This window comes from Serratia sp. HNCC26DJ206 (assembly GCF_057180605.1).
The window spans coordinates 1-25,738 of the sequence record NZ_JBXUGP010000025.1; the positions used below are offsets into that span (position 1 = coordinate 1).

Consider the following 25,738-nt stretch of genomic DNA (forward strand, 5'->3'; position numbering starts at 1 on the left):
ATAAGACCATTTCGATTGGTTTTTTTTAGTAGTTATAAATGCCAAATATTTAAAGTTTAAAGTATTAATAACCATGCAATGAGTTTTATAAAATAAATTCAATTGACTATAAGTAATTATGCTGTTGGTTTCTTTTGGGGTAAAGAGAGAACTTCATAGATTATGTTAGCAAATAATTATCAGTACCCAATGCTAACGAGAGTTGGTGAAGAGTTACAAGAAAATACGGGTTAAATGCGCGCTTGAAGAGTTGCTCGTTCAGGCTAATATCAGTGAGTTTACCCCGATACAATTAGCGAAAAGCTTACGTAAGCTTGCCGAGTGAGAAGGCTTGCCTAGTTAGCGGAGGGGCGGCTATGATTATAGGTTAGGTCGCTTCCTTTGGTTTTAAAGTCGTAAAAACGTTTTTATTCTCAAATGACTAGAGTGATGTATCAATCCTACCAAATTTTGCTAAAAGTCTATTTTAGTACTCACTAAAACCAGTCAGATTTCAATTGGCTCATATGAAAAAATAATCTACTTTATTATTGACTCTTATCAGAGAGAAGGTTGAAGCACGCCTGGCTGACTCTATCTATCAGTTGCCTAGCTAGCGGAGTTAATCCCTGTTGTTGCCTGTAAAGCAGAATATAAAGTGCATCAGGCAGCTTCTCTTGTATTGGGATAAAGGTTATAAGATCTTTGATGTAAGAAATATCGAGAATAGCTTTGGGACCAACAAAAAAGTAATCCTTACTTAAAACCAGTTGTTCACCAATGCTCATTGAGTCACCATAAATCACGCTGTCCTTGTCCACTCTTCCTTTGGGGAAAATAAATTTCTCCAGACTTTTATAATATCCTGTTCTTGTGCTGGGGAAATACCATTTTGCCCCTTGTAGTTCGCTTAGTGAACGACAATGAGAGAGAGGATGCCCCTTTCTGGCAATAATACAAAATTCTGCTTTGATTGATTGCTCGATAGTAAACTCATTCATTGCTATTTCAGGTGATGCGATGCCGATAAAGAAATCTAATCGCCCTCGCCGGAGCGAATTCACCAACTCACAAAGTTGTCCTTCAATAATGGTAATATTAGACGTCGGATGTTCTTTTTGAAACTTATGAACCAAGGCAGGCAGTACGCTAAGCGCGGGCAGATGAGAACAACCAAGGGCGACATTGCCCTGAGATTGCTCACTCAATTGATGCAACTCATCAACGGCTCTTTCCAGATCGTTAAGTAGTGTATTAGCCCTATGTTCAAAAACACGCCCCATCTCGGTTAAAACCATACCCTGAGGCCCCCTGGCTAACAAGGTTACCCCTAATATCCGTTCTAGCTCCTGAATGCTTTTGGTCATCGCCGGCTGTGTTTTGAACAGCGCTTGTGCAGCAGTTCTGATGTTTCCATAATAGACAATCGCCTTAAAATCCCGGAGCTGATTGATTTTTGGCAGTTCTTTCATCGTTCACCACGCATTTTAAAGTAAATAACGGCTCTGGAATGAAATAAATTTAAGCTTAGATGCTGACCCGGGAAATGTAAATACACGGTTTTTTGTATCAGAGTCAGTTTGGGAATTGATAAGATAAAAGAAAGCCACCGCTTCAAGCGGTGGCTTTACTAGATATCGGAGCCTGTCCCATCAATATATCTTAGAACAAGCCCTGTATCTGCAACGACTTTCGGTCTTAGTTATATACTATCTGCATACCAGAGATAAAAGCACCGCTCTGTCCGTTCGTTCCTGTTGAATAAACGATAATCCCGTAGATGGTATCCGATACGGTGGCGGTATAGGCCGTTCCCGTTGACGAACCAACCTTATGATCGGCACCGTCTTTCCATGTCAACATTTCCAGTAATGGATTCGGTAGCCCTGTGATTGGCACGATCGCACTGTACCCAGTAATTGATGTTACTTTGTCCAGATTGAGAACCTCGGTAGACGCCTGGCCACCTGGTCCGCCTGCAATCAGCACTCCACTTGAATAGAATCCATCGACAACTGACGCGCTCTTTAATGTCAGGGATGGATACTTTTCTTTCGGGATCAGCGTAGTGTACGCTGTCTTGGTCCCAATAATTGCACTGGTCTTGGCCACAATCACGCTCACGTCAGTTTCCGCAGTCATCCCCTCAAAGGTTACTGACAGCTTACCTGATTCACTTTCATCCGCTGATGTGACATAGCCTGAGCCATCGACGCTAATTTTCGCATTACTGCTCTTCCAAGAGCCGGTTTTGGTAATATCGACTTTTGAACCGTCTGAATACACGGCTTCTGCGGTAACGTTAGTACCGAAGTATTTAGTCAACGTAATATCTTGTCTACCCAATGCAACGCTTTTTAGCACCGTTTTAAAGCTGACAGGTACACTGTTGGATGACTGACCGTTCAGTTGAGCATTAACCGTCACAGTTTCCTGCTTAGTGTTAATGAGTCCGATTCTAGCCTGTCCATTCTCATCAATAGTGACGGTACTGGCGCCAACAAATTTAGCACTTCCGGTGGTGGTAAAGGTCACATCCAGAGCACCAGCCTTGTCTTTGATAATGTTTCCATTCTTATCTGTCATAGTGACGATCAGATTATGAGTAGAAAGCTCGCTTGGCGTATCTTCACTTTTCTGCGTTTCAATCGTTTTACCTGCAGTATCAAGAACCAGTCCGCTGGTGGTATTGATCATTGCCGTACTGAAATCCGCTTCAAAGCTCAGTTCGGTGCTGCTGGTCACGCCGCCCACTTCTGCTTCCACTTTGACGCTGCCCGCTTGCTCGCTGGTCACCGGCAGAGAGGCAATGCCGTTCTCGTCAGTTTTCACGGTCTGCTGACGGGTTGAACCGTCCGGGTTGGTCACGGTAAAGGTGACGTCAAAGCCCGGGATCGGGTTGCCCTTGGCATCTTTCACTGGCAACTGCACGGTATTCACATCGCTGCCGTTAGCCACGGTATTACCCGCTTTACCCGACAGACCGTTTTCGTCGATGGTCGCGGTGCTGCTGTCGGCAATAAAGCTCAGGTCGGTGCTGCTGGTGACGCCGCCCACTTCTGCTTCCACTTTCACGCTGCCTGCTTGATCGCTGGTCACCGGCAGAGAGGCGATGCCGTTCTCGTCGGTTTTTACCGTTTGCTGACGGGTAGAGCCGTCCGGGTTGGTCACGGTGAAGGTGACGTCAAAGCCCGGGATCGGGTTGCCGTTGGCATCTTTCACCGGCAACTGCACGGTGTTGACGTCGGTGCCATTAGCCACGGTGTTACCCGCTTCTGCGGTCAGGCCGTTCTCATCGATCTTCGCCGTGCTGCTGTCGGCCACAAAGCTCAGTTCGGTGCTGCTGGTGACGCCGCCCACTTCCGCTTCCACTTTCACGCTGCCTGCTTTATCGCTGGTCACCGGCAGAGAGGCAATGCCGTTCTCGTCGGTGGTCACGGTCTGCTGACGGGTTGAACCGTCCGGGTTGGTCACGGTAAAGGTGACGTCAAAGCCCGGGATCGGGTTGCCGTTGGCATCTTTCACTGGCAACTGCACGGTGTTGACGTCGGTGCCATTAGCCAGGGTGTTACCCGCTTCTGCGGTCAGGCCGTTCTCATCGATCTTCGCCGTGCTGCTGTCGGCCACAAAGCTCAGTTCGGTGCTGCTGGTGACGCCGCCGACGTTGGCTTCCACTTTCACACTGCCCGCTTTATCGCTGGTCACCGGCAGAGAGGCGATGCCGTTCTCGTCGGTTTTCACCGTCTGCTGACGGGTGGAGCCGTCCGGGTTGGTCACGGTAAAGGTGACATCAAAGCCCGGGATCGGGTTGCCGTTGGCATCTTTCACCGGCAACTGCACGGTGTTGATATCGGTGCCATTAGCCAGGGTGTTACCCGCTTCTGCCGTCAGGCCGTTCTCATCGATCTTCGCCGTGCTGCTGTCGGCCACGAAGCTCAGTTCGGTGCTGCTGGTGACGCCGCCCACTTCTGCTTCTACTTTGACGCTGCCCGCTTGCTCGCTGGTCACTGGCAGAGAGGCGATGCCGTTCTCGTCAGTTTTCACGGTCTGCTGACGGGTTGAACCGTCCGGGTTGGTCACGGTAAAGGTGACGTCAAAGCCCGGGATCGGGTTGCCCTTGGCATCTTTCACCGGCAACTGCACGGTGTTGACGTCGGTGCCATTAGCCACGGTGTTACCCGCTTCTGCGGTCAGGCCGTTTTCGTCGATGGTCGCCGTGCTGCTGTCGGCCACGAAGCTCAGTTCGGTGCTGCTGGTGACGCCGCCGACTTCTGCTTCCACTTTCACGCTGCCCGCTTGATCGCTGGTCACCGGCAGAGAGGCGATGCCGTTCTCGTCAGTGGTCACGGTCTGCTGACGGGTAGAGCCGTCCGGGTTGGTCACGGTAAAGGTGACATCAAAGCCCGGGATCGGGTTGCCGTTGGCATCCTTCACCGGCAACTGTACGGTATTCACATCGCTACCGTTAGCCAGGGTGTTACCCGCTTCTGCGGTCAGGCCGTTCTGATCGATGATCGCCGTGCTGCTGTCGGCCACAAAGCTCAGCTCGGTGCTGCTGGTCACGCCGCCGACTTCCGCTTCCACTTTCACGCTGCCCGCTTTATCGCTGGTCACCGGCAGAGAGGCGATGCCGTTCTCATCGGTGGTCACGGTTTGCTGACGGGTGGAGCCGTCTGGGTTGGTCACGGTAAAGGTGACATCAAAGCCCGGGATCGGGTTACCCTTGGCATCTTTCACCGGCAACTGCACGGTGTTGGTGTCGGTGCCGTTGGCGGTGGTGTTACCCGCTTTACCGGTCAGGCCGTTCTCGTCGATGGTCGCGGTGCTGCTGTCGGCCACAAAGCTCAGTTCGGTGCTGGTGGTCACGCCGCCGACTTCTGCTTCCACTTTGACGCTGCCCGCTTGATCGCTGGTCACTGGCAGAGAGGCGATACCGTTCTCGTCAGTGGTCACGGTCTGCTGACGGGTAGAGCCGTCCGGGTTGGTCACGGTAAAGGTGACGTCAAAGCCCGGGATCGGGTTACCGTTGGCGTCTTTGACCGGCAACTGCACGGTATTTGTATCGGTGCCGTTAGCCACGGTGTTACCCGCTTCTGCGGTCAGGCCGTTCTCATCGATCTTCGCTGTGCTGCTGTCGGCCACAAAGCTCAGTTCGGTGCTGCTGGTGATGCCGCCGACTTCTGCTTCTACTTTCACGCTGCCCGCTTGTTCGCTGGTCACCGGCAGAGAGGCGATGCCGTTCTCGTCAGTTTTCACCGTCTGCTGACGTGTGGAGCCGTCCGGGTTGGTCACGGTAAAGGTGACGTCAAAGCCTGGGATCGGGTTGCCGTTGGCATCCTTCACCGGCAACTGCACGGTGTTGATATCGGTGCCGTTAGCCACAGTATTACCCGCCTCTGCGGTCAGGCTGTTCTCATCGATGGTCGCCGTGCTGCTGTCGGCGACAAAGCTCAGTTCGGTGCTGCTGGTGACGCCGCCGACGTTGGCTTCCACTTTCACACTGCCTGCTTGATCGCTGGTCACTGGCAGAGAAGCGATGCCGTTCTCGTCAGTTTTCACCGTCTGCTGACGGGTTGAGCCGTCCGGGTTGGTCACGGTAAAGGTGATGTCAAAGCCCGGGATCGGGTTGCCGTTGGCATCCTTCACCGGCAACTGCACGGTGTTGATATCGGTGCCATTGGCCAGGGTGTTACCCGCTTCTGCCGTCAGGCCGTTCTGGTCGATGGTGGCGGTGCTGCTGTCAGCCACAAAGCTCAGTTCGGTGCTGCTGGTGACGCCGCCGACGTTGGCTTCCACTTTCACACTGCCCGCTTTATCGCTGGTCACTGGCAGAGAAGCGATGCCGTTCTCGTCGGTTTTCACCGTCTGCTGACGGGTGGAGCCGTCCGGGTTGGTGACGGTAAAGGTGACGTCAAAACCCGGCAGTGGGTTGCCCTGTGCGTCTTTCACCGGTAACTGCACGGTATTCACATCGCTGCCGTTGGCCAGGGTGTTACCCGCTTTGCCAGACAGGCCATTCTTGTCAATAGTCGCGGTGGTATTGTCTGCCGAAAGCGTAACGGTAGCCTGTTTAGCTGCTATTGCTGAGCCGGGGACGTTGGCCGTGACTTTCACCTCGCCCACGCTGGTGCCCGCAGTAAAGGTGGCAAGATACACCCCTGGGCGCTCTGCGGACTCAGTAACTTTACCGATCGTATGAGGCGCTGGCTGTGCCGGAGCAGAGGCCGGGCTGATTTTGCTGGCAACTGATGGCGCCTGGAACTCACTGTCCAGCGTAATCTGCCCCGCAATACCGCTGATTGGGCGGCCGCTGCCATCTTTTAGTGACAATTCTACCTGCGTCGTTGAGCGACCATCGGCAGGCAGACGGGCATTTTTAATCATCAGATTGGAGGTAGCTGCAACGCCAAATCCGGTGACCACGACTTGACCCTGAGCAGGTTCAGAACGGTTACCTGATTTGTCGATAACGATCACGCTAATCGGGTAGCTGTTATTGCCCAGCAGGTTATACGATGGCAATACGGCCTGCCACCCCATACCGTTGGGGACAATCTTGCCGCCGGCAGCGGTAAACCCGTCTGCTTGCCACTCAAATGAAGCAACGCCGTTCTTGCTGGTAACCGTGATCGGCAACTCAATCGTCTGGCCGGAATCACCTTGTACCAACGGTGCCATCACCACGTTCAGTAACTGTTGCTCGCGATATTGCAGAACAATTTCATTATTACGGTCAACCAGCTCGTAGCGGCTGCCTGCCAGGGTACGTTTTGCCCCCACGTTGGCCGGCTCGAGCTGCTGTGACAGATCGGTGCCAAAGGAATAATTGAAGGAAAGATTGAAGCGGGTATCTTCCATCCCGCTGGTTCCCTGTTTGTGGTCAGCACCCAGAGTAATAAGTGGGATCGGGGAATAATTCACACCGAAAGTGACTGCAGCCGGATCGGACTGACGTTTATCTTTGCCAAATAAACCGACATCATCACCAAAGTACTGCTCATAAACCAGCTTGCCGCCCAACTGTGGCATGGACGGAAGATAGGCCTCTGTACGGATATCAAAGCCATTGGCGGCTTTTTCATCAAAACCGTCCAGATCGCGCGAGTTCTTCCAACCGCTGATGCCGAAATAGCCGTTGGCTGCAACGCGCAGGTAATCGCGAGCATATTCACCGCCAATACCGAGGCGTGAATGATGGCCTTGAACATCCCGATCCAGGAACAGGTTATAGCCAAACATCTGCTGGTCGATAAAATGGCGCTGGCCAATACCTGCATTAAGCGTGAGGCGATCGTCAATATAGCGGGTACCCAGTTGGCTGAAGGTCAGCAGGCTTGGGGTGTCTTGCAGCGGTAACAGAACGTCTAATTGGCTGCCTTTCAGATTAAGTTTGTCGTCCAGGTTCAATTGGACTTTGGCCGAACCAAATTGATTCAGCCAGGTTTCTACGGCGTCATTCGCGGTGCTGGTTACAGCACCACGGGCGATAGATTCAGCCTGCTTGGTGGGATCTCCGCTGGCTAATACAGACGCCAGACGGGTTGCCGCCGTTGCAACGGCTTGTTCATCTTCAGTATGGGCTTTGTTCGCCGCCATCACTGCCGGGGTGTAGGCCAGGCTCAGCGGAAATGCCACCTGCGTGACAATATTCGTCCAGGCTAACAGGATGGATAACCGAGATTTTTTTGGTGCCTCTGGCTTACGGCGAGAGGGTAAATCATGCGTGTTCAATGCAACTACCTTATAGATAAATTGAAAAAATATATTTACAGGAGGGGCTTAGTGGTTCTGCCTTACCTGTTTTTTGAGTATTGAAAGAATAATTAACTTGAAGAAAAACAATGCTAACTATTGGGTTGTGTTTTCAACCTGACAATGGTGGCGATTTGTTTTTAATAAAAATGATGTTAGGGGTGGTTACCTGTAATTAAATAATAAAAATACACTGGTGAATAACCGGGGTTGAAACTGCGAGAAATTTTTTGAGAAATACATGTGAATGATTGCCTATAATAACGTCATAGAGTTACTTCTTCCTGTTCACTTGGCTACCAAATTTTCACCATTGTATGGCGTGTCTAAAAGAACGTAAATAAAGTAATTTCTATAGGTGATAACATATTCTCAAACGATAGTTTTTTTATGGGGCGGTATTAATTTAATCTATCACCAATAAAAATTAATTGGCTTGTGGTAATCATATTCTGCGGCTATATTGGCGCGCATCTGAATAGTGCTAATGAAAAGTACTCAGATAAATACGGTAAAATAGCCTAAATTGCGCCAAGCAGACTGAAAACAATCCTTTAATAAGGGTCGTTTTTACCCTGTTTGGTTTAAATAGGTAATTCAACGCGTTCCTTGATGATAAGGACGTCTGCTAATTGCAATGATAAGGAAAGTAACAATGAAAAAGATTCTTCTGTCTGTGGTCGCTACAGCGATTCTGTCTACCAGCATGGCTCAGGCGGCCGATGGCGTGAAAAAAGAAATCACCATCGTGGCCAACATTAACGATGCTATTTTTGTTTCTAAGCCAGACGGTAGCACCTGGTATGATAAAGAAGAACTGTTTGCTAAAGACTATACGCAGACTGAATTTGCTTCTAACGATCTGCCAGTGCGTGTTTATACCACCGACAATGAAGTTAACGTCTCTCTGGTTCAGCCATTGACCGTTGCTCGTGCTGATGGTGCACAGTTGTCTAACGTCGCGATCAGCTTCGCAGGTAAGCCTGTTGTTCAGGGTACTCCGCTGAAAGTGACGCAAACTACTACCGCTCCAGGTGGTTATGACAACACTTATACTCTGAAGATTAATGCCAAAGCACCAACCAATGCTGCCGGTACCACCAACGGTTCATACCAGGGTGATCTGGTCATGCTGTTCGAGCCAAAGGCTTAATTATTTTATAACGGAAAGTGCTGGATAACGCTTAATCCTGTATTGATTTTTAGGGTTATTTTCGGATAACCCTAAGTATCGTACTGTGAATGCCATCTTCTCATTTTTAATAACGAAAGTTTTTATATCTCTAGTGTTAAAAACAGGCAAGGTGCGGCTTATTAATTATTAAATAAAAAAATTAATAATTAATGGGTTACTGACCGTGTTGTTGAATCTCTACATGGAATATAAGATGGGTAGAACAATCCCAGGATGGGCGGCAGGTTTATTATTATTGACTCCGTCAGCAACCACTTATGCTGAGGAAGCTCAAATCGAATATCAGGTGCCCGCAGGCTTCTCTGAGGCCGAGCAGGACTCCTCCATGCAGTTTCTTGCAACCCTCGACAGTAAACCGTTGCCGGGGCCTATCAGTTGGTCTGCCCAAAAAAATCGTCTCTCCTTTGATGAGACCCTGTTTCGCCAAAATGGGATTTCAACCGAGCAAATAGACCTGTTGAACAAGGTACTGACACAGATCCCCTATGCGGTTTGCCCGAACGGTTGTGACTATACCGTCAACGGTCAAACCGTCTCGCTCGACAAGGTCAAGCAGTCGCTGACTATCACCGATGGCAACAAGCGTTACGTCCAGCCCCAGACCATGATGGGCTTTATCCACAACCAGTCACTGGATGTGCGTACCGCCTCCAACGAGTACCGCGCCGTTTCCGCCTTCGGTCAGGGCTACCTTGGCTTGCCTTCGCAGAGCTACGGCTACCTTAGCTGGTACTACAACGACAGCAAAAACTTTGATACCCGGACCACCGATCAGGGCGTCAGTACCTGGTATCTGCAGAAGAACTTTTCCACTACCTATCTGCGCAGTGGCCGGCAGGATAGCAGAGATAACGCAGCAGGTAGCACCAGCACCTCACTCAACCCAAGTTTCGACCAGTTTGTCACCTTGGGCAGTCAGGACAATCTGAAGCGTGACAACCAGTCTGCCGGCAAGATGGTGCTGTTCGCTACCGCAGACGGTGACTACGAGTTCTATCGCGATGGGCGGTTGATCCGCCGTGTACCTGCGGTGATTGGCCGTAACGAGATTGACTACAACCAGTTACCTGGCGGCTTTTACAGCGTAGAGGTGCGTCTGGTCAATCGTAGTGGCCAAGTGGTGAGCAGCGAGAGCCAGCAGATTGCCAACATCAACTACGGCGGCAGCACTGGCTGGTATGTCACGCTGGGTAAAGAGCTTGATAGCGAAAAGAGCCTTCTCAGCGCAGGTGTCAGCTTCCAGACCAACTGGTTTGCGGCCAGCAGTGCACTGCTCAAGGGTACTGGCAACAGTTGGGCGATGGAGCATAACCTTACGCGGCCAATGCAGGTGGCTGAGGTAGAAGTGACGCCAACCGTTGGTGTGCTGGCGGGGGAAAAACGCGTGGGCGGCTATGCCAGCTTGAGCGCGGGCAACCAGCAATTGGGTTACCTGACCGCTTCGCAGTACCAGAATACTGCGGTCTCTGAGTTCTACCCGGCCAGCAACAGCACCGCGTTTGGTTATAGCCGCCAGTTCGGCCCGACCCGTTTGGGCTACAACTACAGCCGCTATGCCAATAGCGAACGCCACCAGTTGCAGAGCACCTGGAATTGGCGCGGCAACGGCGTCTGGGCGGTGATCTCCACCGGCCTGCAGAAAGGGGGCTATGACAACAGCAGTAATAACTACGGGCTGTTCCTGAATACCACCATTATGTTGGACCGTAATACCGGCACCCTGAACGCTGCCTACAACAACGGCAAACTGTATACCGGTGGCAGCTACGCTCGTGAATTTGAGGATAGCACCGGTACTACCACTGCCGGTATCGACTTCAGTGACGTTGGCCGCACCAATGCGGTGGGCCTGAACGCACGCCGCAGCGGTACCCGCGGGGATGCCTCTTTGCGCGTTGGGGTAGACGACCATATTACTAGCGGCAGCTTCAACTACAACGGTATGTTCGCCGCCAGCCAGGATGGGGTTGCCTTTGGGCGTACCAGTCCAAGTGGTGCCGCCATGCTGGTTCGTACTCCAAAACTGGGTGACGCCAAATATGGCTTCAAGGTGGAAGGCAACCCGGTAGGGGGCGGTAGTACCTATGCGGTGCCATTGGCCAGCTATCAGGACGTGACCTTTGCTCAAGCACAATCGGTAGATGCGGACGTCGACATGAACATCCGACTGCCCGCCAACGTAGTACGTGCGCATCCAGGCCAGGTCTACCCGGTGGACGCCGAGGTGGAAATGAACCTGCTATATAACGGCTTCCTGGTGGACGGCCGTGGTTTGCCGGTAAGTGGAACGGTCAGTGAGACTGGCGATATGGTCTATCCGAATGGCCTGTTCTCGCTGGCATCAACGATGTTGATAAAAGAAATCACCGTGACCGGCAAGCTGGGGCGCTACCGCTGTGACATGACGCAGCCAAAAGATAAGCGCTACCTGTGCGTTGCAGGTTGAGAACACATCCGCTGTGAACAGCGAAGAATTGATGAGAATTAACGAGGAAAACCATGATTAAACAATTGCAGTCTGCGGTGGTAGCCAGCCTTCTGGCTCTAAGCGGCCTGGCTCACGCTGATGGCCAACTGATGGTGATGCCAGCACGCAGCACCGTTGAAGGGCAGCAAAACCGTACCGTGCAGGTCAGCAACCTGGGTGACAAACCCCTTTACCTGAAAGTGGATCTGATGCGTGTTGAGAACCCCGGTGAAACGCCAGAGCGCAAAACGGCGATCGGTGATATCACCGTGCCGGAGATGATAGCTAACCCAGCGAAGTTGACGCTGGGGCCCGGCCAGAAACGCGATATCAATCTGGTAGCGCTGAAAGCCCCGGCCCAGGAAACGCTGTACCGGTTGTATATCGTGCCGGTGTCCAGCATCAAGGTCGTCGGTCAGGAAAGTAAGGACAAAATCAGTGCCCCGCTGACCTTTGGTGTGGCCTATGGTGTGCTGGTTCACCATCTGCCTTCTTCTGGAGCACAAACCCAAGCCTGGAGCCATCAATGCACCGCTGCCGGGCTGCAACTGATGGCTAACGGTACCGTCCATTCGCTGTTCAGGCAGTTACAAGTGACTCCGGCAGGCAGCATGTCTGCGGAACAAAAAGTGTTCCCCGGCACCCCATTGGTGTTCCCGGTGAAAACCCTGAAAGGAAACGCCGATGGCCAGCCATTTGATATCCGCTGCCAGTAAGGCCACAGGGCTACTGCTGTGTCTGCTTCCTTGGGGGGCTGCACTGGCGTTGATTGATATCAGCCCAAAAATCCTGGAGATGCAGGATCAACAAGCAATAGTACAGGTGATTAATACCGGCGATGCACCGGAGTTTGTTGATGTCTCTCTGTTTGAGGTCAGCAACCCCGGAGTGCCTGTCGATGAGGAACAACTGATACCGCTGGGTATCAGCAAAGATCCTTATCTGTATGCTGCGCCGTTCAAACTCTCGTTGGGGCCACGCCAGCAGAAACCTGTTCAGTTAAGGGCACTAAAACAGCCGGAAAGGGAAAAGGTGTACCGGTTGGCGGTGATTCCCCAACAAAAAGTCAGCATCAGCGGCACCCGAGACAATGTGATGCTGGTCAGCCTGGGGTTTAACGGCTTGGTGCGCCAGTTGCCAACCCGGCAGGTCGCCACCTGGCAACACCGATGCGGCGTCAGTGGGCTGGAGCTTAATGCCACTGGAACGGTGCGGGTAGAGTTCAGTGAACTGAAGTTGAATGGCCTAGCCGTGGATGATTTTAATGTTTACCCCGGTACGCCACGGCTGATAACCGGGAACACACTGACTGGTAAGGCGCAGGATAAGTCCTTTAGCATTCAGTGCGGCAAATGAGCGCAGACAATCAAGGAATGAAGACCATGAGATTATGGCAGCAGGTAATAACAGCATTGTTGCTGCTGACAGGGAGCACGGTAAATGCTGCCGACACAGTGCTGGGCGGTGTACCCATCAACATTACTCTAACCAATCTGGTACAGATCACGGTAGAGAAACCGGGCGGAGGCTGGTACGACACATTAACGCTCAGCAACAGCGCGGGCAGCGATATTACACGCTACCAGGTGCAGGTCCCGGTTCAGGTCAGTATCCGCAATGGGCAAGACTTTATGGTATCACTGGTTAATCCGCTGGTACTGACTCATGAAACGGATACCGCGCTGACCTTCACTACCGAGCAAGTAGGGTTTGGTAGCAACGCAACCACGCAGAAACTACTAAATTCCACTCCGGTAGATTTCAGCAATCCTCCACAGGTCGGAGGCACCTCGACAGGCAGTTATTTGCTTTCGGTATCGGCACGCCAGCCTGTAGGAGTGTTAGGAAACGTTTCCGGAAGTTACGTCGGTAAACTGGTGATGATGTTTGAAGTAAAGGTCTAAAACCGTGGCCTGGTATGTTCGATAAAGGCCATAGAATTGCCCGTACTTGGAACAATGACCAAACTATCAATATTTCTAGTTTGGCTTAGTCAGCTATACACAAAATAATTTGAGTTGCTTGTAGGCGATAGAGCATAGCCAACACCCAAGCAACCTGAAGTATGGAGTGTATATAACTGAGTCAATGCGAAATTTAAAGTAAAGGTGAATAATGAGGCGCAATCTATCAAGTATGCTCTCAATGTCTTTAATACTGCTGTGTGCTAGCACTCAATTTGCGACTGCCGGTACTCTTTATCAGAATACGATTTCCAACTGCAATATGATCAGTACAGGCAAAAATCAATGGCAGGTTAGCTTTGATTACACCCGAATTATAAATTCGACGGGACCGAGCATACCTGATACTCAGTATACTATTATTGATCTTAGAGTTCCCAGCATCAATAGTCGATATATTAACCCACTACTGACTCAGGCTGTTTCGCCACCACCTATCAGTAATGTGATTATACCGAGTGATACTCGGTATACTGTTAGTGCTTCGGTAGTGCGTATTTCAAGAACGCTAGGCACTGTCCTGAATGTAGGTAGCGTCAAGTATAATATATCATCTGAAGGGAATAATGCATTCCCGACGGCTTCTGTAAATACTTATAGCCTGGGAAATGACAATTACTTATCCAGAAGTCTCTATTACTGGATTGTGCCGGGAGATCCTCCTGGGAACTGCCGAAGTTCGGGCGGTTCTAGTACTCCACCGACGCTTCCCCCCATTGACGAGCTAATCCCCGTGGAGACAGAGTTCAAGATGAGCACCGCTGTATGGGAGCTAGATACTGTTGATGTTGGGAATTTACCCGATGTGGCTAAAGCCGGGAACAGTTTGGCTGCATCGATTAAGAATGCTGCCAGCAATAATCTGTGTATCAACTATACAACTGCGGGAGTAAAGAACAAAACCTATGCGCTGAGTGTAACCAACACCTCCAATATGAAAGGTGGCCGTAATCTATTTACGCTGCAAGGTCCTGGTAGCCAGTTATTTTATAACTTACAGCTGGCCAGCAATACGGGCGTGACGGCGAACGACTACAGTTTCCCTGCTGCCAGCGCCAAATATATTACCTTGACACAGACTGCCAGTAGCGTGGCGGGGCGTAGCGAGATGTGTTGGACGCCTAAAATTAATCTGTTTAAAGACGCTTCTACCAAAGAAGGGATGCATACCGGTACAGTGAATTTTGTTATTAGCCCTAAGGCCTGATGAGATAGGCACTTCTATTTACTGTTCACACGCCCCAGTTGCTGGTTTTTTAAACATGCTGGGGTGTGTGCTGATAGTAAGCCAAGCATAACCCCTGCTCTTGGCGGTCAAGCCGAGTTTATTACGTGAGTGAAATTTTTGGTTATTAAGCAGGGCGGGAAGGGAAGCGGCGTCGCCATTATCAGGTAGGCTGTAGCAGCCAAGATAAACATTAACGCCGTCTAAAAGAATATCGCTGGAAATATGTCTGGCTTTATTTAACCGGTAAAATAGTTTCTGGTTCAACCTGATTGTACCAAGGGTAGTTCTGACATTCCCGATGCAGTTTATCTATCATGGCTCTGGCAATCATCGTTAACGGCAGGCGATGGGAGTAGATAAAACTGTAGGTCGCATCGGGCAACGGTTCCTCGATGGGTATCATGCATAACTGCTGGCTCAAATAAGGTACCTGAAGGATCTCTTTTGCTGCCACGGTCAAAAAGCCAGCGTTCATCACCATCTGTAATGTTGTCGCTGCCGTATCTCCTCTGATAATAGATTGTGCATACTGTTCCCCTTCGGGGAACAGTAGTGTATCTAGCTCTCCGTAGTAACCCATTTTCGCCGTTGGTAAATACCATTTGGCCTGTTTAAGTTGGCTCAGTGAAGTACAGTTGGCCAACGGATGCCCCTTACGAGCCAGTACGGCAAAAGGAGTGGTGAAAAAGGGTTCTTCAATAAACTCGTTGGTTATAACACTTTCCGACGACGTTGCGCCGATAACAAAGTCTAACTTCCCAACGCGTAACTCAGGCAAAAGGTCGGGGAGTTGGCCTTCGGTAAGATTGATGTTGACCTGCGGAAAGCGTTTTTGGAAACGCTGGACCGCCGATGGCAGCATGGTAAAAAAGGGTAATGACGAACTACCTAACTCAATGGTTCCCTTTGATGATGCGCTCAGTTGTTTGGCTTCATTGACGGCGCGCTCCAACTCTTTCAGCACCAATTGTACGCGGGGCTCAAAAAGTTTCCCTGCTTCGGTCAGCACCACCCCGCGAGGTCCGCGAACCAAAAGTGGCGTTCCTAGCATTTTCTCAAGCTCATTCATTGACTGTGTCAAGGCTGGCTGGGTCTGATGCAGAGCTTTGGCGGCAGCCCGAAAACTCCCATGCTCTATAATTGACTGGAACATTTTTAGTTGATTGGGTTTTGGCAGATTTCTCATAATTATGATATCTGTTTCTCTCTGTATTACTTGTTTTTATATTCCACTTAGGGGATATAAACCGGTTTATAGAAAAGCCGTTTAGCTATTGACATTTTTTACCGATTAAGTGTTTTCGGAAATATGTAATGGCAAAGTTAAATGGCGAGTTAATGTTTTTTAATATTGTGAATTTTATCTACCGTGATATAGGCTGATTGCGGTGTCGGATAATAAATTCTTAAAAATTAGTGGCGAATCATGCCCAGTATTACTCAGCGAACGCTTATCTTTATAACCATAAGCTTGCTTTACTTGGCTGCTTTATTTTCATGCCTTTACACCATTTGAGTGATGAACGTTTCTTTTAATATATTTTTCTTTTTCAAACTCACCAGTGGGTGTAACGAACGGGCTCCCAACTTTGTCAAGGCAGCACGTTTATAATGACTGATCGTTCTGAAATCTAATTGCAATTCTTTTGCTATCTGTTTTGCGGTATCGCCGTCCAGTAACATGCGCAGAACCTGTAATTCACGTGAGGAGAGCATGATCGAGGTTATCTCCCTGCCTTGCCAAGGAAAGATCAGGCTCAGCAGTTCCATTTTTAACTCATCGAGCGACATGGTATTATCCAATATGACACGGACGTTTCCTAAACCGCCAAAGTAGCACTTTAGTAAGCTCATATAAGCCATGTTCCCTATCAGTATCACCTGACTATTAGGATGTTTTTTCAGTAAATCTTGCCCAATCAATTGCAAGAGCGAGGCCAGATTTTGTTCACGATTGCTGATGGTCAGAATGACAAAGTCAACCACTGGCAACGAGTTCAAAATATTTTCACATTCAGCCAGGTTATTGGTGCTTCCCACAATATCAAGAGCGTGAGATAATTGTGTATCATTAATTAAATTTTCTAACCCTACACGCATAAAATTGCAGGGGCACTGTAGAACGACTCTTTTCTTTCTCATTACTTCCTCGTGATTTTTAGATATGATTTTTTTATCGGCTTATCGTCTTTTAAATTACACTCTCATTACTATACGTATTGCTCGAACTGACGTGAGCCGTTGACGACTGAGTTACTTTCTTAGTGACTGGAATAGCTGATTCCTTAAGGTGTTTTTTCCATGTCTAAAAAGCTTGTACAGAGCAATGGGGCACTGGATGGTCATCTTATTTTAGCTATAAGTATTCAAGGCTATTCTTAAGTTGAATATTTCAGCTAAAGATGAAACGCATCTTAAATTTAATGGGTGCTGCCCTGCTTTTATTGATGGCTAGTATAGGATTTTACTTAATGGCTGTGAAGGAAGTATTTTCTATCAGTGATAATTAAAATTAATAATTTTAAACCATGGCTGATTGTTAGTGCTCGTTGTGTTTATATTCATATGATTTTCATGGGGTTTAAATGTAAATAAAATTTTTCCTATCACTGATAGAAAAAACTTTATTTACAGGGTTGTGTTTGATTATTATAGTTCGCCTCGTTGAATGACACTTCGCTTAAAGTAAGCACCCAGTCTTTCATTATATAATCACGCTAATTACGACTTTATTTACAGCTGGTCTGTGTATGTCCGTAACTCTTTTTAGAGTGATTTCCCATTTTTTCAACAAATAACGTAACTCATTCCAGGCGCCTTTTTATAACCAGGGGCGCTCTGTTAACTGTAATTAAGGAATATCAATGAACAAAATTATGTTGTCTGCTCTCGCTGGTGTAATGCTCTCTTCTGGTCTGGCACAGGCCGCTTCTGGTGGCACCATTAACTTTGAGGGGCAGTTAACTAACAACACCTGTGAGGTTGTTGTCGATGGTCAGGTTAGTAACCCGAAGGTAACCCTGCCGGTTATCAGTACAGGTCAACTAGGTAGCGCCACGCAGACTGCCGGTATGACCGGTTTCAACCTGGCGCTGGCCAACTGTAGCGGTAGCCTGAAAACCGCTTCGGCTTTCTTTGAAGCCGGAGCATCGGTAGATGCGCTCACGGGTCGCCTGAAAAACACCGGTACGGCACAAAACGTTAGCCTGCAATTGCGTGATGGCACCAGCGCTTCTCAAGCGGTGATCAAAGCGGGTAACGCGGCTCAAGCTAATAGCAACTCATTTGTTAACGTCGAGTCTGGTAGTGCTAGCCTGCCTTACTTTGTTGAGTACTACGCTGAAGATGCCACTATTGCAGGTACCGTAGTTGGCAGCGTTGTTTACTCTATTCAGTACAAGTAATACCTCTAGGGAGGGTAATACCCTCCCGAATAATTTATTTTCAGGAGCGTTTATGAGTTTTTTGCTTCATCATGTTTTTCGAATGGTTGGCTTGGCTGCGGTGGCTTTATTCAGTGTTAATAGCCTGGCCAGCATAGTGATTAATGGCACTCGGGTGATTTACTCTTCAGATCAAAAAGAGGCTAGCGTCAAACTGAGTAATACGGGTAATTCTCCGGTTTTGGTGCAAAGCTGGCTGGACACTGGGGATACCAATGCCAAACCGGCCGATATCAAGGTTCCCTTTATACTTACGCCACCAATGAACCGAGTAGAAGGTGGGAAAGGGCAAACGCTGCGGATAAGTTATACCGGCACAGCGCTACCCATGGATAAAGAGTCGGTATTTTGGCTCAACGTGCTGGAAGTCCCCGCCAAAAAACAGGCAAAGACGGACGAAAATTATCTGCAAATGGCATTTCGCTCGCGGATTAAATTATTTTATCGCCCAGCAGGGTTGGCAGGTAATGCTAATGATGCCGCTAAAGCCGTTACTTGGAGCGTAAAAGGCAACAGCCTACAGGCATTCAATCCAACGCCATATTATGTTTCTTTTGTCAGCCTGGCGGTAAACGGTAAAAAAATTGAAGGTGAGATGATAGCACCGCGTTCTACTTTGGCCCTACCATTGCCTGCTAATAAGGGTAATACGGTGAGCGGTGAATATGTTAATGACTACGGCGCGATTAATTCATTCAACGCCGAAATAAGATAGCGTTAATTTTATAGACGCTGGAATTTTTAATGAGTTGTCAGTCAATATTCGATAAATAACCTTCAAGAGATATTTTATGCCAAAAGTTTTACCCTATGGCTTGCAGAGTCAATTGTCTCCTTTAGCCATGGTTATTTTGTCGGCTTTTTTTACTGTGAATGTAAAAGCGAATACTGCTGTTACTCCTCAGGAAGTTGCCCAGAATGTTGAGTTTGATGCTTTTTTCCTGAATCTTGATGATGAAACATCAGTCGATCTCAGCCGCTTTGCTAATGGTGCTTCGGCATTGCCGGGTGTTTATCGTACTGCTATTTATGTCAACAATACGCCAGTTGATAATAAAGAGGTTGAATTTAAATCACGTGAAGATAAATCGGTTTATCCGTGCCTAACCGCCGAAATAATAAAGAACATCGCCTTCAATTATGAACAATTACCGTCGGGCGTGTTACAGGCGACAGAGACCGGTGAACACTGTGTCGATCTGCAGCGTAAACTGCCTGATGCCCAAGTTAACTTCGACAGCAGCGAACAGCGCCTGGATTTACTGATCCCACAGATTTATATGTTGAAAGCAGCGCGAGGCAGCGTTAGCGCGGAATTGTGGGACAGCGGTATTCCTGCACTGATGCTCGGTTACAACGTGAGCGGGTATTCCAGCGAATCTCGTGACCATAGCTTTAACTCGCTGTATGCCGGTGTGAATGCCGGGCTGAATGTTGGTGCCTGGTATTTGCGGCATAACGGCGCCTATAACTGGATGGAAAACGGGCCAGCGAAATACAGCAATCGCAACACCTATTTACAGCGGGATATCCCGCACATCCTGGGGCGTGGATTAGTTGGGCAAGCCAATACGGATGGGCAACTGTTTGACACCTTGCCGTTCACCGGCCTTCAACTGATCAGTGATGAACGCATGCTGCCAGAATCACAGCGCGGCTATGCGCCGGACATTCGTGGGATTGCGCGTACCAATGCGCGGGTTACGGTGCGCCAGAACGATCAGGTATTGTATGAAACCACGGTAACGCCCGGTGAGTTTCTGATCAACGACCTCTATCCCTCTGGGTACGGCGGCGATCTTGAGGTGACCGTGCGTGAGGCCGACGGTACCGAGCAGCGCTTTCGGGTGCCCTATGCGTCTGTGGCACAACTGTTGCGCCCAGGTTCATCACGCTATGCCGTTACTGCTGGCAGATTACGTCACGATCAGCTGCTTGATAACCCAGAGCTTTATCAACTGACCTACCAGCGTGGGCTGACCAACACCGTCACCGGCTATAGCGGTTTGCAGGCGAGCCAGGGCTATAGCGCATTGCAGCTAGGCGCAGCCGTCAGTACCCCGATCGGGGCCCTGGCATTTGACGTCACTCAGGCGCGGGCTCAGGTAGCAAGTAAGCAGGATGATAAGCTTGGTAAAACCTTTAACGGGCAGAGTTACCACCTCAGTTACAGCAAAGTGATTACTGAGACCAACAGTAACCTGGCGCTGGCGGCGTCACGTTTTTCTACCGAGGGTTATCTGGATTTTATGACCGCCATGGAAAGCCGTGATGCGTTAGCCAGAGGCGATTCGCCAGAGTCGGTATTGCGCGCCAAAAATCGCTTTACCGTGACCGCCGGGCAGGAACTTGCCCAAGGTTGGGGGCAGTTGTATGTCAGCGGAACCATGCAGAATTACTGGAATAAAGCAGGCAGCGAGAAGCAATTTCAGGTGGGTTACAGCAACCAGTATAAGAAATTGACCTACGGCATCAGCGCCAACCGCAGTTATTCCAGTTTGGCAGGGGATCAGAATAACTACCTGCTCAGTTTCAGTTTGCCACTGGGGCGTGATGATAAGGCGCATACCCCTCAATTGCGCACCGATCTTTCTCAAGACAGCAACGGCCGTCACGGCCAACAGGTAAGCATGGCGGGTACCGCTGGGGTTGATAGCCAGTTTGGCTATGCGGTGACGGCGATGAATGCTAATCAGGGTGTGGGTGCCAGTGGTTCAGTCAGCGGCAGTTATAGCAACCCTGCAACAGCGTTAAATGGCAGTTACAGCACGGGCAAAGGTTATCACAGCATGGCGGCAGGGATGAGTGGGACGGTAATCGGGCATTCCGGCGGCTTGACCTTGACTCCTTATACCTCAGAGACTTACGCGCTGGTTGAAGCCAAAGGGGCTGAAGGAGCCAAAGTATCGTCTTACCAGAATGTGACTATCGACTCCCGTGGTTATGCGCTAGTGCCTTACCTGAATGCCTATCAGTTGAATGACGTCAGCATCGATCCGAAAGGCGCTGCTGCTGATGTTGAACTGGATAACACCCGGCAGAGAGTGGTGCCCCACGCAGGGGCTGTGGTCAAGGTGAAATATGATGCCAAGCAAGGTACTCCGATCCTGATCAATGCCACTTATCAGGGGGAGCCTCTGATCTTTGGCGCTGAGGTGTTTGATAGTAAAGGCAACAGTGTGGGTGCCGTGGGCCAAGGCGGGCAGTTGTACGCGCGCGTGGCGCAGGAAAGAGGGCAGTTGCTGGTGAAATGGGGAGAGGAACGCGGGATGCAATGTACCGTCAATTACCTGTTGATGCCGCAGGCGAAAAGCAGCGTGCAGAGCGCCATTCAGCAGTTTAACTCGGTGTGCCAAACCAGCACGGTACAAAATGCATCGGGTCAATTAGCCCATAACAGCAGCGATAAATCTCTCGCTCAGAGCGGTTCGTAAGGTAAGTCAATGAGTCAATTAATGAATAAAATGAAGATAACAGCACTGCTGCTGGGGATGGCAGCAATCTATACGCACAACGCGAGTGCGGCAACCTGCTCGTTTGCTGCGGGTAATAGTAGGTTTGTCGCCGTGGTGCCTCTGCAAGCTCAGAATATTACCGTTGGGCCGGATACGCCAAATGGAACCGTGTTGCTTTCTCATTATGTTGGCGGTGTCAGTGGAGGAGCGGCGAATACTCCTACGTTTAGTTGCACCTCTGAGCCGGTTGGTTACAACATAGCGGCAAAATATGCGAATACCAGCACGCCAAAAGCGCTATCGGCCTGGAGTGGTTCACCCTATCCAGGGCAGGTTTATGAAACCGGTGTACCTGGTATCGGTGTTGTCACGTCGTATTGGGGGAGGTCAATTCCAACGGATAGAACAACCATTAATGTTGGCAGTAATGCGCCTTATACGGGGTTTGTGGGGGCAGAGTTTGACCTGATTCTGATCAAGATTGGCCCGGTGTCACCCGGTACGATCAGGGGGGCTGATTTACCCTCAGTCGCCGTGCAGGTGACCCCGCAGGGTGGCGTCCCACTGAGTTTAAACGGCATCTCTTTTTCAGGCACTATCAATATCGTTTCGCAAACGTGCCAAACGCCAGATGTGCATGTGCCGATGGGTACGGTCAATATTGCTCAAAATTTCAAGGGGCTAAATTCGGCATCTGCCTGGCGGGATGCTTCTATACGTTTGACTAATTGTCCGCGCTTTTATGGCACTAAGTTTCAGGTAAGAAGCTATACCAGCGTGGGGACTCCAAGCAGCATCCCTACGGCTAATTCACTGGAACTGAAATTGGCACCGAACACCTCGATTATTGACAGCGCCAAAGGGATTTTAGGGATTAAGACGGGAACGGAAAGTGCTACGGGGGTGGGTATCCAAATGGCTTATGGCAATATCGGTGATGCATCGCCTGCTCTGGTCAACTTTGCTAATAGCAGAAGTTTTAATATGGTTAATAATGATTCGACTACGCAAACGTTGCCACTGGTGGCCAGATATATCCAGACCAGTGATCAAGTAACACCGGGAAAAACGGATGCGGCAGTGACCTTTATGATTAATTATTATTAAAGCAGGGGTTATTAGCCGTACTCAGGAGGCTTATTGGAACGGCAAGAAAGTTAAACTTTCTGTTATACAAATTTTCCAGCGCTTTTCGGTGCTATTTTCATGGCCTACATTGGCTATGGAGATGTTTATGAAAGTATTAATTCCGCTTCTGTTAGCGTCATTCAGTTTTTCGGCCGTGGCGGCTGTTACCCCTAACCCGCTGAGCGTGCATGTGCTCAACCAGCAGACCGGCCTGCCATCCAAGGGCGTGGTGGTCGAGTTGGAAAAGAAGCAGGGCAGCGGCTGGACGCGCCTGGCAGAGGCGGTGACGAATGACGATGGCCGTATTGGCGCACTGTATCCGGCAGGAAAGGATATGGATGTCGGCATATATAAAGTCACGTTTAAAACAGGGGATTATTTCTCTGCCATGAAGCAAGAAACGTTTTTCCCAGAAGTCCCGGTTATTTTCAACGTCAGCACCACCAACCAGAAACTGCATATTCCTCTGTTGCTGAGTCAGTACGGTTATTCCACCTACCGAGGCAGTTAATTCTTTAGCTCGGGAACGGAGCAATTCCGTTCCCGAGGTCCTACTGTAGAGAGAAAAACGAACGTGCGTTTGCCGCCAGAATCTGGCGCTTGCTCTCCTCGGGCAGGGCAGAGTGGCTGACCAACTGACCGACCTGCTGCTCACCCAGCGGGAACGGCGAATCAGAACCCAGCATCACCCGATCGGCCCCCATGGTATCCACTAGCAACTGCAAAGCCCGTGGATCGAACACGGCAGAGTCGACGTAGAAACGATCCAGATAGCTCGAAGGTTTCTGCGGGCAATCGTGCAGCCCTGGGCGCAGCGCTTTGGCGGCGGTGGCGGCACCGGCCAGGATCACCGATCCCGCAGGTAGCACACGCTCTTGCTGATGCAGCAGGCTGGCGATCTGTACCAGCGCACGCAGCGGATGCCCGAGGATCCCCGCCTGGCTGGTTTGCCTGGCGTTGATGCTGAAATACTACAGCGGGCGGCGGCGTGAACCGCTGTTGACCGGTTTGCAGGGTAAACACTGAGTACGTCACCCGCCGTAACGGCGGGTGATAGATTGGTATCATTGGGGCAAAGTGATTCTGGCTCGCAGGCCGGTAGGGTAGTGGAGGGCGTTGAGTAGTGCCACTTCACCCCCCAACTGCGAGACCGTGGCTTTGACAATCGACAACCCCAGCCCAGATCCCAATTGCCCACTCCCCTCTATGCGATAGAACGCATCAAATACCCGAGCTCGCTTGTTTTCTGCGATGCCAGGGCCGTTATCCTCGATTTCAATAATAATCTGCTGATGGCTACGGCAGAGCCGCAGGTCAACGCATCCCCCGGCGGGGGTATAGCGAATGGCATTCTCCACCAGGTTTTTCACTGCGGTAAGCAGGGCTATTTCATGGGTATAGAGGGTGATATCCGTAGTATCAACCACGCCTAAATCAATATTCTTCTCCAATGCCAACGGCAATAGCCCCTCAATGACCTGCCGATAGACTGACTGTATTGAAACTTGCGCGGGCGTTGCAGGCGCAGCAACGTGTTGCTGGGCGCGGGCCAGCGACAGCAGTTGTTCCAGCAGATTTTTTGCCCGGTTTATCCCTTGACGCAGCGTGCCGAGGCGTTCGAATGCCTCTTCAGACATGGCCGATTGGCCGAGGCGCTCCGCCTGTAACGAGATAGCGGTCAAGGGAGAACGGAGTTCGTGGGCGGCGTCAGCTACAAATCGCCGCTGGTGTTCAATGGCATTCTCCACTTTGCCCAATAATCTGTTTATTCCTACCACAAAGGGACGCACTTCATTCGGGACTTTCTCCGTATTTAAGGGCGTGAGATCTTGTTCATCACGCAGGTAAACCTCGTCGGCCAACAAGGCAACCGGCCGAAAAACCGTCCGAATAAGTTTAGCGACAATCAGCAGAAGCACCGGCAGTAAAATCAGGAACGGCATTAATGTTTGCAACGCACTGTCAAAAGCCACTTCGTCTCGCACGGAGATTTGCTGCCCTACCGCAATATGCAAATTTGGCGATAATCGCGTCACTAAAACCCGATAGCTACTGTCGTTTGCCGCAACGGTCTGAAACCCTTCAGACAATGGGAACGATAAGTTAAAACGAAACAGAGGATGGGATGAAGGCGGATTACCCGTAATAAACTGCACGATAACGTTTGAGTTTTCGCTACCCACAAGGTCTTGGTTTATATAACTGTCCTTTACCAACGGGAACTGGGTCTTTTTTAATACTTCGGTAATTTGCGTTAGCGTGGAGTCCTGCAACTCATGGGCTTCGTCAAGAGCGGTGAAAAAAGTAATCCCCCCCGATATCAGGGCGATAATAAAAATAGCAGAACATAGAACGATCGACAGACGAAATTGAATAGAGTTTGTTATCCGTTCTTTGAAACCATCCATCCAACCCCCCTCACATTCTTGATCGCATCATTGCCTAATTTTTTACGCAAGGCGTGAATGAGAAACTCAATGGCATTACTTTCAACTTCATTACCCCAGCCATATATCCGCTCTTCCAATTCGCCGCGAGACAATATACGACCGGGCCGAATCATCAGTGCCTGAAGTAAGGCAAATTCCCGGTTTGAAAGTTGGAAACTGATAGCGCTGCCGACAAGGCAGGCTTCATGGGTGGCAGGATCCAACGTCAAAACACCGTTATTAAACAGCGGAGCGCCACTGCCGCCTTTTCGACGTAACACTGCCCGGATCCGGGCGAGCAACTCACTCATGTCGAAAGGCTTAAGTACATAGTCATCGGCACCGCCGTCCAACCCTTTCAGACGGGCATCGAGAGCATCGCGGGCTGTGAGGATCAGGATCGGGGTTGTAAGATCTTTTTTGCGGATGCCAGATAATACCGCCAGGCCATCCTTGCCGGGTAACCCTAGGTCTAAAAGTATGGCATCGTAATGCTGACCGGTTGCGCTGGACAGTGCATCGATACCATTGTTAACCCAATCAACCGCATAGGCCGCATCTTTTAAGGCGTCCTGTAGCACTTCAGCGATCATCACATCATCTTCCACCAGAAGGATTCGCATCAATATCTCTCGTCGTAATGAATGGCAACCGCCGTGATCAATAAAGAGGCCGAGCTTTGAAAGCGGGCGATGTGA

The 25,738-nt window shown here is 49.9% G+C and carries 18 protein-coding genes; 11 read left to right on the top strand and 7 right to left on the bottom strand.

Annotation, left to right across the window (positions count from 1 at the left end):
- Positions 1-527: 527 nt before the first annotated feature.
- Positions 528-1,451, bottom strand: a complete 924-nt coding sequence (locus tag AC2A1E_RS16910) for a LysR substrate-binding domain-containing protein (protein ID WP_459399744.1) — start codon at positions 1,449-1,451, stop codon at positions 528-530.
- A 226-nt stretch (positions 1,452-1,677) separates the two neighbouring features.
- Positions 1,678-7,710 (bottom strand): Ig-like domain-containing protein, encoded by a 6,033-nt coding sequence (locus AC2A1E_RS16915; RefSeq protein WP_484384710.1) that lies wholly within the window; start codon positions 7,708-7,710, stop codon positions 1,678-1,680.
- Between the two features lie 676 nt (positions 7,711-8,386).
- Here AC2A1E_RS16915 and AC2A1E_RS16920 point away from each other — a divergent pair.
- The 6 genes from AC2A1E_RS16920 (at position 8,387) to AC2A1E_RS16945 (ending at position 14,564) form a co-directional block, all read left to right on the top strand.
- Positions 8,387-8,884 carry a CS1 type fimbrial major subunit gene (locus tag AC2A1E_RS16920; protein WP_459399742.1) on the top strand — a complete coding sequence of 166 codons (498 nt, stop codon included), beginning with the start codon at positions 8,387-8,389 and terminating at the stop codon, positions 8,882-8,884.
- Positions 8,885-9,119: 235 nt separating this feature from the next.
- On the top strand, positions 9,120-11,372 hold the full coding sequence (locus tag AC2A1E_RS16925; RefSeq protein ID WP_484384711.1) for a TcfC E-set like domain-containing protein: 2,253 nt from the start codon (positions 9,120-9,122) through the stop codon (positions 11,370-11,372).
- A 56-nt stretch (positions 11,373-11,428) separates the two neighbouring features.
- A complete protein-coding gene (locus tag AC2A1E_RS16930) occupies positions 11,429-12,109 on the top strand; it encodes a pilus assembly protein (protein ID WP_484384774.1) in 681 nt (226 codons plus the stop codon).
- Entirely contained in the window at positions 12,078-12,749 is a 672-nt protein-coding gene (locus AC2A1E_RS16935; protein WP_484384712.1) for a fimbrial biogenesis chaperone, read from the top strand. The genes AC2A1E_RS16930 and AC2A1E_RS16935 overlap by 32 nt, the downstream gene beginning before the upstream one ends.
- Positions 12,750-12,775: 26 nt before the next feature.
- Entirely contained in the window at positions 12,776-13,297 is a 522-nt protein-coding gene (locus AC2A1E_RS16940; RefSeq protein ID WP_484384713.1) for a fimbrial protein, read from the top strand.
- Positions 13,298-14,108: 811 nt separating this feature from the next.
- Positions 14,109-14,564, top strand: a complete 456-nt coding sequence (locus AC2A1E_RS16945; RefSeq protein WP_484384714.1) for a hypothetical protein — start codon at positions 14,109-14,111, stop codon at positions 14,562-14,564.
- Between the two features lie 253 nt (positions 14,565-14,817).
- On the opposite strand, the gene AC2A1E_RS16950 is transcribed toward AC2A1E_RS16945, so the two are convergent.
- Positions 14,818-15,771 carry a LysR substrate-binding domain-containing protein gene (locus tag AC2A1E_RS16950; RefSeq protein WP_484384715.1) on the bottom strand — a complete coding sequence of 318 codons (954 nt, stop codon included), beginning with the start codon at positions 15,769-15,771 and terminating at the stop codon, positions 14,818-14,820.
- A 317-nt stretch (positions 15,772-16,088) separates the two neighbouring features.
- Positions 16,089-16,727, bottom strand: coding sequence for a helix-turn-helix transcriptional regulator (locus AC2A1E_RS16955; RefSeq protein WP_484384716.1), 639 nt, complete (start codon positions 16,725-16,727; stop codon positions 16,089-16,091).
- A 722-nt stretch (positions 16,728-17,449) separates the two neighbouring features.
- On the opposite strand from AC2A1E_RS16955, the gene AC2A1E_RS16960 reads away from it, so the two are divergent.
- The 5 genes from AC2A1E_RS16960 to uraH all read left to right on the top strand — a co-directional run bounded on the left by AC2A1E_RS16960 (position 17,450) and on the right by uraH (position 23,122).
- Positions 17,450-17,989 carry a fimbrial protein gene (locus AC2A1E_RS16960; protein ID WP_484384717.1) on the top strand — a complete coding sequence of 180 codons (540 nt, stop codon included), beginning with the start codon at positions 17,450-17,452 and terminating at the stop codon, positions 17,987-17,989.
- 52 nt (positions 17,990-18,041) lie between these two features.
- Positions 18,042-18,743, top strand: a complete 702-nt coding sequence (locus tag AC2A1E_RS16965; RefSeq protein ID WP_484384718.1) for a fimbria/pilus periplasmic chaperone — start codon at positions 18,042-18,044, stop codon at positions 18,741-18,743.
- A 76-nt stretch (positions 18,744-18,819) separates the two neighbouring features.
- The gene (locus AC2A1E_RS16970; RefSeq protein WP_484384719.1) at positions 18,820-21,462 is read left to right on the top strand and encodes a fimbria/pilus outer membrane usher protein; all 2,643 of its coding nucleotides are present in this window, start codon (positions 18,820-18,822) and stop codon (positions 21,460-21,462) included.
- Positions 21,463-21,471: 9 nt separating this feature from the next.
- Positions 21,472-22,590, top strand: coding sequence for a fimbrial protein (locus tag AC2A1E_RS16975; protein ID WP_484384720.1), 1,119 nt, complete (start codon positions 21,472-21,474; stop codon positions 22,588-22,590).
- Between the two features lie 127 nt (positions 22,591-22,717).
- The gene (gene uraH, locus AC2A1E_RS16980) at positions 22,718-23,122 is read left to right on the top strand and encodes a hydroxyisourate hydrolase (RefSeq protein ID WP_484384721.1); all 405 of its coding nucleotides are present in this window, start codon (positions 22,718-22,720) and stop codon (positions 23,120-23,122) included.
- Between the two features lie 40 nt (positions 23,123-23,162).
- On the opposite strand, the gene AC2A1E_RS16985 is transcribed toward uraH, so the two are convergent.
- From AC2A1E_RS16985 to AC2A1E_RS16995, 3 genes are all read right to left on the bottom strand, one after another.
- Positions 23,163-23,480, bottom strand: a complete 318-nt coding sequence (locus AC2A1E_RS16985) for an amidohydrolase family protein (protein ID WP_484384722.1) — start codon at positions 23,478-23,480, stop codon at positions 23,163-23,165.
- Between the two features lie 195 nt (positions 23,481-23,675).
- Entirely contained in the window at positions 23,676-25,019 is a 1,344-nt protein-coding gene (locus AC2A1E_RS16990) for an ATP-binding protein (protein ID WP_484384723.1), read from the bottom strand.
- Entirely contained in the window at positions 24,995-25,663 is a 669-nt protein-coding gene (locus AC2A1E_RS16995; RefSeq protein ID WP_484384724.1) for a response regulator, read from the bottom strand. The genes AC2A1E_RS16990 and AC2A1E_RS16995 overlap by 25 nt, the downstream gene beginning before the upstream one ends.
- Positions 25,664-25,738 lie beyond the last annotated feature (75 nt).

Bases quoted from the DNA above. Each gene is read 5' to 3' on its own strand.
- AC2A1E_RS16950 (WP_484384715.1), bottom strand. From the start codon at position 15,771: ATGAGAAATCTGCCAAAACCCAATCAACTAAAAATGTTCCAGTCAATT.
- AC2A1E_RS16925 (WP_484384711.1), top strand. From the start codon at position 9,120: ATGGGTAGAACAATCCCAGGATGGGCGGCAGGTTTATTATTATTGACT.
- AC2A1E_RS16995 (WP_484384724.1), bottom strand. From the start codon at position 25,663: ATGCGAATCCTTCTGGTGGAAGATGATGTGATGATCGCTGAAGTGCTA.
- AC2A1E_RS16970 (WP_484384719.1), top strand. From the start codon at position 18,820: ATGCCAAAAGTTTTACCCTATGGCTTGCAGAGTCAATTGTCTCCTTTA.
- AC2A1E_RS16960 (WP_484384717.1), top strand. From the start codon at position 17,450: ATGAACAAAATTATGTTGTCTGCTCTCGCTGGTGTAATGCTCTCTTCT.
- AC2A1E_RS16920 (WP_459399742.1), top strand. From the start codon at position 8,387: ATGAAAAAGATTCTTCTGTCTGTGGTCGCTACAGCGATTCTGTCTACC.
- AC2A1E_RS16935 (WP_484384712.1), top strand. From the start codon at position 12,078: ATGGCCAGCCATTTGATATCCGCTGCCAGTAAGGCCACAGGGCTACTG.
- AC2A1E_RS16955 (WP_484384716.1), bottom strand. From the start codon at position 16,727: ATGAGAAAGAAAAGAGTCGTTCTACAGTGCCCCTGCAATTTTATGCGT.
- AC2A1E_RS16990 (WP_484384723.1), bottom strand. From the start codon at position 25,019: ATGGATGGTTTCAAAGAACGGATAACAAACTCTATTCAATTTCGTCTG.
- AC2A1E_RS16945 (WP_484384714.1), top strand. From the start codon at position 14,109: ATGAGCACCGCTGTATGGGAGCTAGATACTGTTGATGTTGGGAATTTA.
- AC2A1E_RS16965 (WP_484384718.1), top strand. From the start codon at position 18,042: ATGAGTTTTTTGCTTCATCATGTTTTTCGAATGGTTGGCTTGGCTGCG.
- AC2A1E_RS16940 (WP_484384713.1), top strand. From the start codon at position 12,776: ATGAGATTATGGCAGCAGGTAATAACAGCATTGTTGCTGCTGACAGGG.
- AC2A1E_RS16910 (WP_459399744.1), bottom strand. From the start codon at position 1,451: ATGAAAGAACTGCCAAAAATCAATCAGCTCCGGGATTTTAAGGCGATT.
- uraH (WP_484384721.1), top strand. From the start codon at position 22,718: ATGAAAGTATTAATTCCGCTTCTGTTAGCGTCATTCAGTTTTTCGGCC.
- AC2A1E_RS16975 (WP_484384720.1), top strand. From the start codon at position 21,472: ATGAGTCAATTAATGAATAAAATGAAGATAACAGCACTGCTGCTGGGG.